The sequence below is a fragment of the Bradyrhizobium oligotrophicum genome, from assembly GCF_051168495.1.
In the GTDB taxonomy this organism is placed as follows: Bacteria; Pseudomonadota; Alphaproteobacteria; order Rhizobiales; family Xanthobacteraceae; genus Bradyrhizobium; species Bradyrhizobium oligotrophicum_A.
The window spans coordinates 90385-105470 of the sequence record NZ_JBNPVB010000004.1; the positions used below are offsets into that span (position 1 = coordinate 90385).

The following is a 15086-nucleotide window of genomic DNA, read 5'->3' on the forward strand; positions in this document are numbered from 1 at the left end:
CCACGATCGAGTGATCGTTAGGCCGGTGGTCGAGTTGGGAAAAGCCGACGAACGTTCAAAGCGGCTCGGCACCGATTCTGGAACGTTCGTGGGAAAGCTCAGCCGCAAGTTCGGCAATCCGTTGAAGGATCTGGCCGAATGCGGCAGTCTGGCGGCAGCGCGGGGAGCAACGGGCTGATGCTGGCAACGGATTCATCACGGCGAGAATGGCGTATTCTGCTCGGAGGACCGGCAGCGGCAGGGCTGCTCGTCGCGGCGACGGCGGCCCTGGCGCAAGCGCCGGTTGCGCCCGCAACACCTACACCTGCTCCTACTCAGACCACCGTCGAGCGCAGCGCCAAGGGCGTCGCGGGCAAGGCGATCCAGGTCGGGGTCTATCTCAACGTGCAGCCCGACTGCTCGTCCGGCCCGCTTCCTTCGATCCGGCTGGTGGCGCCTCCCGGCAACGGCACCGTGACGATCAAGCGCGGCAAGATCTCCGCGACCAACTACAAGCAATGCCTGGCCCTCGAAGTGCCCGGATTCATCGCCTTCTATCAGTCGAAGGCCGATTTCGCCGGCACCGACACGGTGACGCTCGAGGTCAAATTCCCGCAAGGGCGCACCGAGTTGCAGCGGATCACGATCGATGTCGGCGTCGGCTCCGCGGGACAGAAGATCTGACACGCAGCACCGGCGTCGCGCTTGAGTTGGCTTCGCCAATCGTCCACCACGAAAAAAGGGCCGCCCTCGGGCGGCCCTTTCATGTCTCTTGCCGGTGCCGTCCCGATCAGACGTGGACCTGCATCTGCGTCTGGCTGTTGTCGATGATCATCTTGATGACGTCGTCACCTCCCGTGAGGTTGGTGCCGGTGTCCTTGATCGTGGCAACGCTGGTCCAGCCCGAGCCGGTGTTGACCTGCAGCGTCAGGTCGCCGTTGTTCAGCACGCCGCTGCCGTTCGCCGAGGCGAGGCTGGAATGGCCGCCGCTGTCGACGAAGCGCACCGCATCGGCATGGTTGCCGGACACGCTGGCCAGCAGTCCGGAGAGGTCGATGACGTCGCCGCCCGCGCCGCTCTCGAAGTCGACGAGGATATCGAGCCCGCCGCCGGAGAGATCGCCGGACTGCCATGTGAACGTGTCGGAGCCGGCGCCGCCGACCAGGAGGTCGGAGCCCTTGCCGCCAATCAGAACGTCATTTCCACCATTGCCGAACAGCAGGTCGTTGCCCGTCCCGCCGTTCAGGGTCTCGCTGCCATGGGTGCCGGCGATGATGTCGTTGCCGCCCGATCCCGTGGCCCCCGAGGCGATGGTGTAGTCGGCGCTGCCGAGGCTGAAGCCCTGATAGCTTCCCCCGTCATCCAGCTTGAAGTTCTCGATGCGTCCACCGCTGAACTCGTCGAGCACTGTCACGCTGCGGCTGCCGCCGGACACTGACCAGCTGATTTCCAGATTGTTGTCCGTGTGCAGGAAATCGAGGTCGGTGAAGACGGTCGAGCTGGAGGTGTTCAGCAGCACGCGATCGCTACCGCCGCCGCCGTCACTGATCGACAGATGCTGATCTGCCACCGTCGACGTCGTCAAGGCATAGCCGGCGTTGTCCGGATAGGTCGTCGAGCTCGAGCTCGACGACGACACGTCGGTGTAGTTCGTGGTCGACAGGTCCAGCGTCATCGTGTTCGGCGACTGATCCGTGTCGACGTTGGAGCCGCCGTGGCCGCCGTCATCGATCACCTGGAATGTGAAGGAGGCATCGCCGGCATTGCCATAGACATTGTCCTTGGGCGCATAGCTGAGCATGCCCGCCGCGATGTCGGCGGCAGAGATGATCTGTCCGGCCGTCACCGCCTGGTTGCCGTAAAGCAACTGACCGTCGGCCGAGGCCGGCAAGGTGGTGATGAGCACGCCGCTGAAATGGTCGCCGTCGGCGGCGTCGGTGAAGCCGAAATCATCGGTCTTGAACGCGTAAGAGACGTCCTCGACCATCGAGATGGTCTTGTTGGCCCCGCTCGGCGCGTCGTTCACCGCCGCCACGTTGAACGTCACCGTCGCCGTCGACGACAGGCCGTGGCTGTCCGTGATGGTATAGGTGAAGCTCGCAGCACCATTGTAGTTGGCCGTGGGCGTGAAGGTGATGGTCTGGTGGTCGGAGCTCAGCGACACCGTGCCATGGCTCGCGCCCTGGACCGAGGTGATGCTGAAGGTGTCACCCGAATCCGGATCGGAATCGTTGGCGAGCAAGCTCGCCGCCGAGATCGTGATGGCCTTGTCCTCGGTCGGGGCGGTCTCCGTGCCACCCCACTCCGCGACGTAGCCGGCGTAGTCCCAATCATGGCCCGGCACGGCCGACGTCCCATCGGCATCGTTCCATCCGCCGCCGAAAATGCGGGTGAACAGCGCGTAGTCCTCGCCGCCCCAGTCGTTCGGCTCGCCGATATTCCAGTTGCCATAGGTGACGATCTGCCCGGCCTCCGGGCCCGTCACCCAGCGCCAGGTGCCCTCCTGGGCAGCATCGGAGGCGCCGATCCAGGAATACTGGTAGTACAGCGGCGCCAGGTTCTGGACGAAAGCGTTCTCCGAGGCGCTGGTGATGGTGACGAGGTAGGCGCCATCAGCCTCCCCGGCGGCCGCGGCAACGGCCTCCGAGAAGGAGAAGTTGCCGTAGACGGCCTTGTAGTAGTGGCCGTTGTCGGCATTGTAGACCCAGCCGTCGCCCGTCGGCGGGGTTCCGGTCGCTGCTCCCGTATAGACGTCGTCATGTGCGACGGGCGCATGGTTTGAGCTGATCACGGGGGCGCTCTGAGCGACGGTGGCCGTGGTGCTCGCAAAGCCCTGGCCGTCGACATAGGTCGCATAGACCGAGATGGTGTGGCCGACCTCGGCCGAGGTCAGCGTGTAGGACGCCCCCGTCGCGCCGTTGATCGTGTTGCCGTCGCTCATCCAGTGGTAGACGACGTTCGAGCCGGCGCCATCCGGATCGACGCCCAGCGTCGCCTGCAGCACGTCGCCGACCTTGGACGCGGTCGCGGTCTGGGTCGTGTCGACGAGCGTCAGCCCGGCAGTGCCGTCGTTCACCGGCGTCACCGTGACGGCGAAGCTGCCGGAGGCCGGCGTCGCACCGTTCTCGCCGCCGTCGGCCAGCGTGAAGCCGAAGCCGGCCGATGCGCCTTCGGAGCCGTCGTGCCGGAACGAGACCTGGCCATCGATCACGTTCTGAGCCGTGAAGCTCGTCGCCGCCTGGCCATTGAGCAGGATCGTGCCATGGTTCAGCGAGGACACCGTGTAGGTCAGCCCGGTGCCGGAATCGTCCGGATCGGCCTCGCCGAGCTCGGCCACGGTGATCACATGCGTACCGCCCTCGGCGACCGTGGTGGACAGCGTGCCGGCGATGACCGGCGCGTCGTTCACGGCGTTGACCGTGATCGAGGCCGTCGCCGCCGCGCTGCTCGCCAGGCCGCGATCGTCGATCGCCGTGTAGGTGAACGACGTCCCGCCGTTCCAGTCCGCCGCGGGCTTGAAGTAGACGGTGGCGCCGTTTCCGGTCGCGGTGACCAGATCGTTGGCAGCCAGAGCATGCGTCAGACCGATGTCCGAATACAGCGTGCCATGGGCCGCGAGGCTTGCGATCTTGAAGCTGGCGACGCTGCCGTCGACATCGGCGCCGGACAGCGAGATGGCGATCACGGTGTCCTCGTTGCCGCCCGCCGACACGCCCGACACCGTCGGCTTGTCGTTCACTTCGCTGACGTGGATCAGCGACGTCGTCGTGTTCGAATTCATATCGCCGTCGTTGACGGTGACCGTGACGATGCGATCGACGGTCGACGGCTTCTCGCTGCTGCTGTCGAAGCCGATCGTCTTCAGCACCGTGGCGTAGTCGGCAGACGTCGCCGAGCCCGACAGCGCCACCGCGATGGCGCCGCCGGCGGTCGATACCGTGTAGTGGATGGTTCCGCTGGCGGTCGTGACATCCCCGGCCGCGCCTTGCGCCAGCTGCTGACTGCCGATCCAGAGCCGGTCGCCCGCCTGCGCATTGGTCAGCGTCAAGGTCGCCGACTCCATCCGGGTATCGTCGACGTCGCTGATCGCTAGATTCGGCAGAACCAGCTTCTGCGCCGCGTTCTCGGTGTAGCTCACCGAGGGTGTCAGCGTGTAGGCGACGTTGAGGTTGTCGATGTTGATCAGATCGATCGAGCCGTCGTAGGGCTGCTGTTGTCCGAGGTAATCGAGGCCGGCGGTCGCGACGAACCGGATGGTGGTGTTTTCCGACGCGTAGCCCGAGATGTTGAACGAGATGGTGTAGAAGTTCGCGCTGTCGTAGTTGCCGCCGCCCAGCTGTCCGATCGTGACGAAATTGACGCCGTCGGACGACACCTGCACCAGAACCACGTCGTCGGCCTGCTCGAGGCCGCGGAGCTGATAGTCGAAGCTCAGCGTCGCCGACGTCGCGCCCTTCAGATTCAGCGACCGCTGCACGTAGGCGTCGGTGTTGTCGTAATCGCTGAACGACAGGTAGGTGTTGCCGGTGCCGGACTCGGTCTTCACCCGGATGTCGCCGTCGTTCGACGGCGTCGACGAGGCCTGGTCGCCGCCCTCGGTCCAATCCGTGGTCCAGAGCTTCGGGCTGCCGTTCCAGGAACTGTAGCCCGCAAACGTGCTGTCACCGATATTGCCGGACGTGCCGGCGATCGCCACGACCGGGGCATCGTCGGTGCCGGTGACGGTGATCTGCAGCGTCGCGGTGTTCGACACCGCGCCCGACGGATCCTTGTCGGTGTAGGTGAAGGTATCGACCGCGGTCGCTCCGGCCGCCAGCGCCGCCGCCTTGTCCGCGACGTAGCTGTAGGAGCCGTCCGCGTTCAGCGTCAGATGGCCATATGTCCCTTCGATCGAGGTGCCGACCCCTGCCCCCTGTGTCACCGGCACGCTGCCGGCAACCACACCGGAGACCACCAGCGACGACGTTGCATCATCCACGTCGCTGTCCGCGACGGCGCCGCCGGTCGAGCCCCGGATCACGCCGTCGACCGCCGAGACGAACACGGTGCCATCCTCCAGCACTGTCTTGGTGTCGGAGTTCGCGACCGGCGCGTCGTTGACCGGGGTCACGGTGACGTCGATCGTCTGCAGATCGGTCGTGGCGACGTCCTTGTGGACGTGGCCATCCGACAGCGTCGCCTGGTCGGTGACCTCCACGGAGACCGACAGCGTGAACGCTCCGTTGTAGTTCGCGGGCGGCGTCACCTGCAGCGGCTGGGTGCCGAACGCGGCGATGGCGGCCTGATCCTCGATCACCCACTTGCCGGCGTCAGCGCCGGTGCCGGCATGGCCGACCGAGAAGGTCGCGCCGTCCGGATAGCCCGTAATCAGCATCCGCAGCGTTTCGGAGCCGTCGGTGTCGCTGACCCCGGCCTGCATCACCTTGAGGGCGATGACGCCGTCCTCGGCGCCCGTCGCGGGCCCGACCTCGAAGAAGCCCACGACCGGGGAATCCGCCTTTGGCGCGACGTCAACCGTGACATGCGCGGTCGCGATGCCGCCGTTGCCGTCGCTGACCGTATAGTCGAAGCCGGCGACGCCGGAAAAATTCTTGTCCGGCGTGAACACCGGGTTGCCGTTCGTGAGTGTGACGGTGCCGTGCGTTGCGTTGGCCACGCCGGTGACGGTCAGCGTGTTGTTGTCGACATCGGTGTCGTTATTGAGCAGGCTCAGCAGGGCATTGAGGGAGAGCGGATTGTCCTCGCTCGCCTGCACCGTGTCGTCGTGGGCCACCGGCGGCGTGTTGAAGACGCCGGTCAGGGTGCGAGTGCCGTCGGTGAAGACGAAGCTCTCGTAATTGGTGAACGTATCGGTCACACCATTGTGGGTGACCTGGATGCCGATCAGCGTCGTGCCATCCGCTGCGAACACCTTGGTGTAGGTCGCGTCGGCAAATTTGAAGCCGAACTTGACGGTGTCGTTGTCGGCGCCGCCGTCCGAGACCACGCTGGTGTTGCCGGCAAACCGGATCAGATCGAGGGTATCGTTGCCGGAGCCGCCGTTGAAGACGATCGTCGCAGGCGCGATCGCCGTTCCGGTGATGTCGGTGATCGTCAGCGTGTCGCTGGCGCTGCCGCCGGTGATGGTGACGCGCTCGATCTCGTCGGCACGAATGGTCGCCCCGTTCGGGCCGTCATAGCGCACCAGAATATCGGTGGCGTTGGCACCCCCGTCATTGACGGTCGGGTTGATGTCGGTGCCGGTCGTCGCCTTACCGATGGTGAAATTGCGCGCATTGGCATCGCCCGAAATCGCGAGCACGTCGTAGTTCGGATCGGTCGAGCCGGTCTCCGAACCGCCGTCGATGACGTCGCCGCCATCGCCGACCGTGTAGAGGAAGGTGTCGTTGCCGGCACCGCCGAACAGCCGGTCGTCGCCCGCCCCGCCCCTGATGACGTCGTTGCCGGCGCCGCCATACAGCGCATCAGCCCCGCTGCTGCCGACCAGGATGTCGTCACCGCCCGAACCGTGGGCCTCGGTCACGCCACCGAGCCTGTCGGTGCCGACGACCTTGTCGGTCACCGAGGCCCGGTCGGTCACGCTGTGGGCTCCGACCGTCTCGCCGAGCACGGTTTGCGAGCTGTCACTCAGATTGACGAACACCGGCGAGTTCGGCGCGTCATAGCGCGTCGTCGTCGCCGTGCCGGCGGCATCGACCCGGACGGTGAAGTTGTTGCCGAAGGTGTCGTGATCGCGATCCTCGACCGCAAACGAGAAATTGAGGTCGAGATACTGGTCGGCGGCGCTCGACGTCCCGATCGGCGCCGGATGGTCGAGCGGCTGCAGCAAGGTGAAATTGTAGGAGCCGGTGCCGCCCTCCGACAGCGTCACGACGAACACCGCGGCGTCGGCGGCATTGCCCGTCACCTGGCCATTCTGGCCGATGTAGCTGCCGCCGCTCATGCGATAGGCGGTCAGCGTGGTGTGATCCGCCGAAAGCACATAGGTCAGGCCGAAGCCGAGCGAGGTCAGCCCCGACATCTGGTGATGGGCGGCGTCGTAGACCCGCACCGGCGACGCGCCGGAGAAGGTCACCGACGGTCCGGAGCTGTCGCCATCGGCCCCGTAGGTATTGCGCAGATCGACGGCGCCGGTCGAGACGTTGCCGGCCGCTTCCGAGATCGTCACGGTGGCGACGTCCCGCGACTGCGGGCTGTCGTCGTTGACGGTGATGATGATCTGATCGTGCAGTGCGACGGAATCTCCGTCGGAATCGGTGGCGGTCACGGCCGTCGACAGATCGAGCGTCAGCGCGTCGTCGTGACCAGTGCCGACGTGGTCGAGGGCGCCCTTCAGACGGAACGAATACTGGCCGGTGGTGGCGTCGACCTGGAATTCGAAGATGGTGACGCTGCCGGCCTTGGCGACCAGCATGTTGTTGGCGGTGTCGATGCTGTAGGTCAGCGCCACGCCGCCCGAGGTCAGCGACAGCAGCTCGGGTGCGAGGTTGATCTTCTCGACCGTGAACGTGCCGAGCTTGTCGGCGCCGAACGACACCAGCGACGTCAGATTGCCAGTGAAGTAGGAATCGTTGCCGTTGCCGTCGCCATTGAGGTCGCCGCCATACGAGCCGGTGATGGTCTTCACCGATCCATTCGGCAGTTCGCTCTCTTCAACCACGGCGCAGAGCACGGTCGCGGTCGCCACCGGGCTGTCGTCATTGATCGTCACCGCAAAGGACGAGTTGGTGCTATCGCCATCGGCGTCCGTGGCGGTGAAACCGAAGGTCAGCTTGACGTCGTTCTCGCCCTGGCCCGCCGGATGATCGACGTGCTTGAGCAAGGTGAAGCTGTAGCTGCCGGCCCCGCTGTCATCGAGCGTAATCTTGAACACCTGGTTGGCCGCCGCAGGCGCAGTGTTGCCGTTGGGCGGGTTGCTTCCGGTGTAGCCATAGAGCGTGTTGCCGACCACCCAGTACTTGACCTGCGCACCATCGACCGTGAGCAGGCCCGCGTCCGAGGACGCGCTCTGGCCGTTGGTGATGCCTGAGAAGCCGACCGCGCGGTTGACCGAGCCGGAATTGTTGTCGTCGGCGCCCCAGGAGATCGCGAGCGACCCGGTTGCGGCGACATTGGCGCCGGCGACGTCGCCGGGCGCGGCCGCGGTGTTGCCGCCGGACAGCCCGTCCTCGTCGACGGTGCCGGCGACCGGCGTGCCGATCGAAGGCCGGCCGTTGTCGTCATTGATGGTGACGGTGAAATTTCCGGTCGCCGCATCGCCGTCGGCATCGACAGCGGTGAAGCCGAGCTTCAGCGCCAGCGCGCTGGTCTGGCCGGAGCCTGTGTGATCGACATTGTCGAGCAACTGGACCGTGTAGCTGCCCGTGCCGCTGTCCGACAGCGTGATCTTGAACACCACGCGGTCGGCCGTGGTGAGCTGGCCGCCATTGTCGTTGGCGACGCCCCAGATCTCGGTGTCGGAGACGCGGATGAACTGCACCGCCGTGCCGTTCGAGGTCAGCGTCGGGCTGCCCGAGCCGGTGGTCTTGACATAGTCGCCGCTGTGGATCGCGGAATCGAAGGCAACGCCACGGTTGGCTGCGCCCGAATTGCCGTCGTCGGCCCCCCAATTGATGTTGAGCGCGACATTCGCGGCGGTCTGGGTCTGGAACACCTCCGCGCCGGCAACGCCGGTGGTGTTCTCGGTCAGCGTCGTACCTGCGGACGTGCCGATCACCGGCACGTCGTCCTTGACCGACACCGTGAAATGGTTGCTCGAGGTGTCGCCGTCGCCGTCCGTTGCGGTGTAGCTGAAGGTGAGATTGACGACGTTCTCGCCCGATCCAGCGGGATGATCGAGATTGCCGAGCAGCTTGAAAGTGTAGGAGCCGTCGTTCTGGTCGCTCAGCGACACTTCGAACACGTGATTCACGGACGAATCGCTGCCCGTGTAGCCGACCAGCACGCCGTTCAGAAGCGCGTATTTGACGGTCTGGCCGTCCGAGGTCAGCGTGATGTTCTGGCCGCTGCTGGTCTCGGCATCGACATTGGCCGAGGCGGTCGAAGAGCTGAACGCGACGGAACGGTCGCCGGTGCCGCCGCCGGCGGTCTTGTTGTTGTCGTCGGCGCCCCAGCTGATGTTGAGATCACCGCTGACGGTGGTCGACTCCTTGGACGCGTCGGTGCCGTTGGCCAGATCGTCCTCGTCGACGGTCTTGGCATCCCCCTTGCCCGCCACCGGCGCGGTGTCGAGCACGGTGACCTTGAAGCTGCCGGTCGCGCTGTCGCCGTCGGAATCCGTGGCCTTGAAGCCGAAGGTGAGCGCCAGGCTGTCGTCGGAGGCGCCCGACGCCGGATGGTCGATGTTGTCGAGCAGCGTGACCTTGTAGCTGCCGTCGCCGCTATCCGAGAGCTGGATCGTGAAGATGGTACGGCCGTCGGCGCTGGAGGCCGTCAGCAAGGTGCCGTCGCCCGAGATCGCGTACGAGATCGGCGACCCATCCGAGGTCAGCCCGGTCGCGCCGGCTCCGGTGGTGAACACCACCGAGCGGTTGTGGCCGGTGCCGGTGTTGTTGTCGTCGGCGCCCCAGGAAATATCGAGATCGCCGGTCTGCACCGTCGAATTCGACGCATCCGGATGGCTGGTGTCATAGCCGTCGGTCGGCAGGTAGGCCTCGCTGACGGACTCGTTCTCGACGTTGCCGATGACGGGCACATCGTCCTTGACCGACACGGTGAAGCTGGAGGTGGCGCTGTCGCCGTCGGAGTCGGTCGCCCTGTAGCCGAAGGAGAGCGTCAGGCTGTCGGCACCGGCGCTGCCATGGTCGATGTTGTCGAGCAGCGTGAACTTGTAGCTGCCGTCGCCGTCATCCGAGAGCGTGACGGTGAAGACGGTGCGATGATCGTTGGTGACCGCCAACAGCGTGGTACCGTCGGCCGAGATCATATAGCTGATGGCATAGCCGTTGGAGGTCAGGCCCTGCGGCGCGGTGGTGTTGTTGAACGCCACGGAACGGTTGGCGGCGCCGGAATCATTGTCGTCGGCGCCCCAGGAGATGGCGAGGCCGCCGGTCTGCACCGTCGAATACGTGCTGTCGGGATGGCTGAGGTCGTAGCCATCGGTCGGCAGGTTGGCTTCGCTGACCGTCTCGTTGTCGGCGTGGCCGATGGTCGGGACGTCGTCCACCACGGTGACGGTGAAGGTGCTGCTGCTCGCATCGCCGTCGGAATCGACCGCGGTGTAGTCGAAGGTCAGCTTGACGACGTTCTCGCCCTGCCCGGCCGGATGATCGAGATTGCCGAGCAGCGTGAAGGTGTAGGAGCCGGTGCCGTCGTCGTCGAGCGACACTTCGAACACGCGCTGCCCATAGGCGAGGCTGCTGCCGGTGTAGCCGACGAGCACGCCGTGGTCGAAGGCGTATTTTACGGTCTGGCCATCCGACGTCAGGCCGCTGATCGCCATGTCGCTGCCGTTGGTCACATGGACGTCGGCCGCGGCATTGGAGCCGTTGGTGAAGCCGACCGAGCGGTTCGCTGTGCCGCTGTCGTTGTTGTCGGCGCCCCATTTGATGTTGAGCGCACCGGTGACGGAGGCGTCACCGCCGCCATGGCCGCCGCCGCCATGGTCGCCGCCGAAATCGGATCCGGCGAAGTCGGGGCCGCAATCGCCGCCGGCCGTGATGTCGGCCTCGCTGATGCTCTTGGCGGTGCCGGTGTGCGCCTCCGGGCTGTCGTCGTTGACGTTGACCTTGAAGCTGCCGGAGACCTGGTCGCCGTCGGAATCGGTCGCGACGTATTTCAACGTCAGCGCGATGTTGTCCTCGGTGTTGGCGACCTGATGATCGAGATTGTCGAGCAGCGTGAAGGTGTAGGAGCCGGACTCAGCATCCGACAGCTTGACCGTGAACACGGCCGCATTGGCCTTGTTGCTGGTCCAGTTGCCGTTGGCGTCGATGTAATGCTGGCCGTCGAAGCGATAGGCCGTGATCAGCGTGCCGCCTTCGCTCAGCGCATAGCTCAGCGCGATCCCGTTCGAGGTCAGGTGCTGCGCAGCGAGCGTGGTGGTGGCGTCGGACGCGAAGGTGACGGCGCGGTCGCCGGTGACAGGAGACGCACCAGTGATCCCGACATTGCCGAGAGTGTTGGCCGAGTCGGCGCCCCAGGAGATCCCGAGCGCACCGGTCGCAACCGTCGCCTGGCCGGCGACGTCGCCGGGCCCGCCCGGAAGGCCGGTGGAGAGGCCGTCCTCGTCGACCACGCCGGTGGCGATCTCACGATTCAGCACCGGGGCGTCGTCGTTGAGCTTGATCTTGAAGGTGTCACTGATCGCATCGCCGTCGGAATCGGTGGCGACGAAGCCGAGGGTGAGCGTGATGCTGTCCTCGGTGTTGCGGATCGGGTGATCGATATTGTCGATCAGCGTGAAGGTATAGGACCCCTGGCCCTGGTCGGACAGCGACACCGTGAACACGGCGGCGCTGGCCTGATCGGACGTCGCGTTGCCGCTGGCGTCGACATAGGTGTGGTGCGCCGCGTCGTAGCGATAGGCCGCGAGCTGCGTGCCGTCTGCCGACACGACATAGGTCAGCGCGACCCCGTTCGAGGTCAGGTGCTGGGCCGCGAGGGTTGCGACCACATCAGACGCGAAGGTGACGGCGCGGTCGCCATTGACGGCGCCGCCGTTGATGCCGCCATCGACATGGCTGTTGGCGTCGTCGGCGCCCCAGCGGATGCCGAGATAGTCCTTGACCTGGAGCGCGGCGCCGTAGGCGTCGTTGCTGTCGGCATAGCTGTTGCCGGCATTGCCGAGGCCGTCCTCGTCGACGGTCGAATAGGACACGCGCTCGCCGAAAACAGGCGCGTCGTCATTGACCTTGACCGTGAAGCTCGAGGTCACGGCGTCGCCGTCGGAATCGGTGGCGACCACGCCGAAATCGAGCGTCAGGTCGTCCTCCGCACCCTTCGTCGGGTGATCGAGGCTGCCGGTCAACGTGAAAGTGTAGGACCCCTGGCCCTGGTCGGACAGCGTCACCGTGAACACCTGGGCCGCCGCCGGGTCCGACGTAACGTGGCCGGAGGCGTCGATGTAGCTCTCGACGTCGTAGCGGTAGGCGGTCAGCACGGTGCCGTCCTCCGACAGCACGTAGTGCAGCGCGTAGCCGTCGGAAGTGAGATTCCGGGCGTCGAGCGCAGCGATCACGTCGGCCGCGAAGGTCACGGCGCGGTCGCCGTTGACCGCCGCGCCGTCGATGCCGCCGTCGACATGGCTGTTGGCGCTGTCGGCACCCCACTGGATTCCGAGCGAGTCGGTGACGGTCAGGTCTTCGCCATCAGCGTCATTGCCGCCTTTGTAGCTGTCGCCGGCATTGCCGAGGCCGTTCTCGTCGACCACCGAATAGCTCGGCTTCTCGCCGAAGACAGGCGCGTCGTCGTTGACCTTCACGGTGAAGGTGTCGGTGACCGCGTCGCCGTCGGAATCGGTGGCGACGAAGCCGAGATTCAGCGTGATGTCGTCCTCGCCGCCATGGGCCGGGTGATCGAGGTTGCCGGACAGGGTGAAGGTGTAGGAGCCCAGGCCCTGATCGGACAGCGAGACCGTGAATACCGCGGCGCTTTCCGGACTTTCGGTCGGCTTGCCGTCGGCATCGACATAGGTTTCGTTGGCGGAGTCATAGCGGTACGCCGTCAGCAACGTGCCGTTCTCGGACACGACGTAGGTCAGCGCGATTCCGTTCGACGTGAGATTCTGGGCGTCGAGCGTCGCGACCACGTCGGCCGCGAAGGTCACGGCACGGTCGCCGTTGACCGGCGCCTCGCCGAGGCCGCCATCGACATGGCTGTTGGCGCTGTCGGCCCCCCAGCGGATTCCGAGCGAGTCGGTGACGGTCAGGTCTTCGCCATAGGCGTCATTGCCGCCTATGTAGCTGTCGCCGGCATTGCCGAGACCGTCCTCGTCGACCACCGAATAGCTCGGTTTCTCGCCGAAGGTCGGCGCGTCGTCGTTGACCTTGACGGTGAAGGTGTCGGTGATGGCATCGCCGTCGGAATCGGTGGCGACGAATCCGAGGTTCAGCGTGATGTCGTCTTCGGTGCCGTGGACCGGGTGATCGAGATTGCCCGTGAGCCTGAAGGTGTAGGAGCCCAAGCCCTGGTCCGACAGCGACACCGTGAACACCAGCGCCGCGTGCGGATCGTCGGTGATATGGCCGTCGGCGTCGATATAGCTCTCGCCATCGGTGCGGTAGGCCGTCAGCACGGTGCCGTTGCCCGACACGTCGTAATGCAGCGCGAAGCCGTTCGAGGTCAGATTCTGGGCGTCGAGGGTCGCGACCACGTCGGCCGCGAAGGTCACGGCGCGGTCGCCATTGACCGGCGCCCCCGAGATGCCGCCGTCGACATTGTGGTTGGCGTCGTCGGAGCCCCAGCGGATGCCGAGCGTGTCGGTGATGGTCAGGTCTTCGCCGTCAGCGTCATTGCCGTCGTCATAGCTGTTGCCGGCATTGCCGAGGCCGTCCTCGTCGACCACCGAATAGCTCGGCTTTTCGCCGAAGGTCGGGCCATCGTCGCCGACATTGACGGTGAAAGAGGTGTCGACGGGATCGCCGTCGGCATCGGTCGCGACCACATGGAAGGTCAGCGGCAGCGAGGCGTCATTGGCGCCGTTATGATCGACATTGTCCGACAGCGTGAAGGTCGCGCTGCCCGAGCCGGTGTCGGACAGCGACACCGTGAAGATGGTGCGGACGGACTCGCCCTCGCCTGCGGTGGCGACGATCGAGGTGCCGTCGCCCGACAGCGTGTAGGAGATGGCCTCGCCGTTGGAAGTCAGGCCGAGCGCTTCGAGCTCGGCGATCTCGGAGGACGCGAACACCAGCGAGCGGTCGCCGACGACCACCGTGCCGCTGGTGCCGCCATCGACGCTGCTGTTGCCGCTGTCGGCGCCCCAGCCGATGTGCAGGTCCACCGATGCGGTGGTCGGCTGGAAGCCGTCGCCGCTTTCGAGCTTCAGGCTGCTCGGCCCGTCTTCGCTGCCGCCCGACTCGCCGCCGGAGCCGGTATGCTCGGCGACGTTGATCGCCTCCACCGTGCCCGCCACCGGCGAGTCGTCGTTGATGCCGATCTGCAGCGTGAACGGCGCGGTGTCGCCGCTGCCGTCGATCGCGATGATGTTGAGGGTCAGGTTCAGCGTATCTTCGGTGCCGGACACCGAATGATCCAGCGGCCGCAGCAGCGTCACCGTATAGGTGCCGTCGATGGTCGAATCGGCGTCGAGCGTGATCGTGAAGACATGGTTGGCGGCGATCGACGGATCGCTGCCGATATAGCCGATCAGTTCGGGCTGGCCGTTGACGGTGGTGATGGTGAAATGCACCTCCTGCCCGCCAGAGGTCAGGCCGGCGAGGCCCGGCTGCGCGGCCGCGAACTGGAAGGCGCGGCCGACCACGTCGGTGCCGAAATCGACATGCAGCGAGCCGGTGAAGCTGGTGGCGAGGCCGCCGACGTCGCCAAGGCCGCCAGGCTGTCCCTCGGACAGGCCGTCCTCGTTGATCAGAGCGGCATCAGCGCCACCGGGGATCGGCGTCCCGTTCGCCGGCGTCACCGGATTGTCACCGAAATTGCCGGAGCCATCCTCGCCGCCAAGCAGCGCCAGCGGCGTGCCGCCGTTCAGCGCATCAACCCTGTAAGTGCCGAAATTGGCGCCGGCCGGCACGCCCGGCGCACCCGGCGTACCGGCGGCCGGCAGCACCGACTGGTCGGTCGTCATCGGAAACAGTTCGGCGAACTGATCGCCATTGATGATTCGATCGGGGCCGACTTCGAAACTGACCTCCTTCAGCGGCGCGCCGTTGGCGTCGAACACCGGGTCGATCGAGACCGTCGACTGGTTGTCGAACAGGATGATCAGGCGGTTGCCGATTTTGACGAAAGTCAGCTTCTCGCTGGCGATGTCGCTGAGATCGATCTGGCTCTGACCGTCGAGATGAACCGTAACGGCCTGGCTGCCCTGAGGTTTCCCGATCTTGAGGTGCTTGGCCGAGGCGCTGGATGGCTGCGAGGACGTGCCGGTCAACTGGGCCAGCAGGACAGGAGCATTCATGCGCCAAAATCTCCAAAAGCGGGGCGCCTTA

The 15086-nt window shown here is 65.8% G+C and carries 3 protein-coding genes; 2 read left to right on the forward strand and 1 reads right to left on the reverse strand.

Features of this window, described 5'->3' with window-relative positions; all coding sequences use genetic code 11:
* The first annotated feature begins 34 nt into the window (after positions 1 to 34).
* Both ACQR1B_RS09785 and ACQR1B_RS09790 read left to right on the forward strand, forming a co-directional pair.
* Positions 35 to 178, forward strand: coding sequence for a hypothetical protein (locus ACQR1B_RS09785; RefSeq protein WP_434831132.1), 144 nt, complete (start codon positions 35 to 37; stop codon positions 176 to 178).
* Positions 178 to 663 (forward strand): hypothetical protein, encoded by a 486-nt coding sequence (locus tag ACQR1B_RS09790; RefSeq protein ID WP_434831131.1) that lies wholly within the window; start codon positions 178 to 180, stop codon positions 661 to 663. The genes ACQR1B_RS09785 and ACQR1B_RS09790 overlap by 1 nt, the downstream gene beginning before the upstream one ends.
* Before the next feature lie 106 nt (positions 664 to 769).
* Here ACQR1B_RS09790 and ACQR1B_RS09795 read toward each other — a convergent pair whose 3' ends face one another.
* The gene (locus ACQR1B_RS09795) at positions 770 to 15055 is read right to left on the reverse strand and encodes a tandem-95 repeat protein (RefSeq protein WP_434831130.1); all 14286 of its coding nucleotides are present in this window, start codon (positions 15053 to 15055) and stop codon (positions 770 to 772) included.
* Between the last annotated feature and the right edge of the window lie 31 nt (positions 15056 to 15086).

Excerpts from the sequence above, each read along its gene's own strand:
- ACQR1B_RS09790 (WP_434831131.1), top strand. The coding sequence starts at position 178 with ATGCTGGCAACGGATTCATCACGGCGAGAATGGCGTATTCTGCTCGGA.
- ACQR1B_RS09795 (WP_434831130.1), bottom strand. The coding sequence starts at position 15,055 with ATGAATGCTCCTGTCCTGCTGGCCCAGTTGACCGGCACGTCCTCGCAG.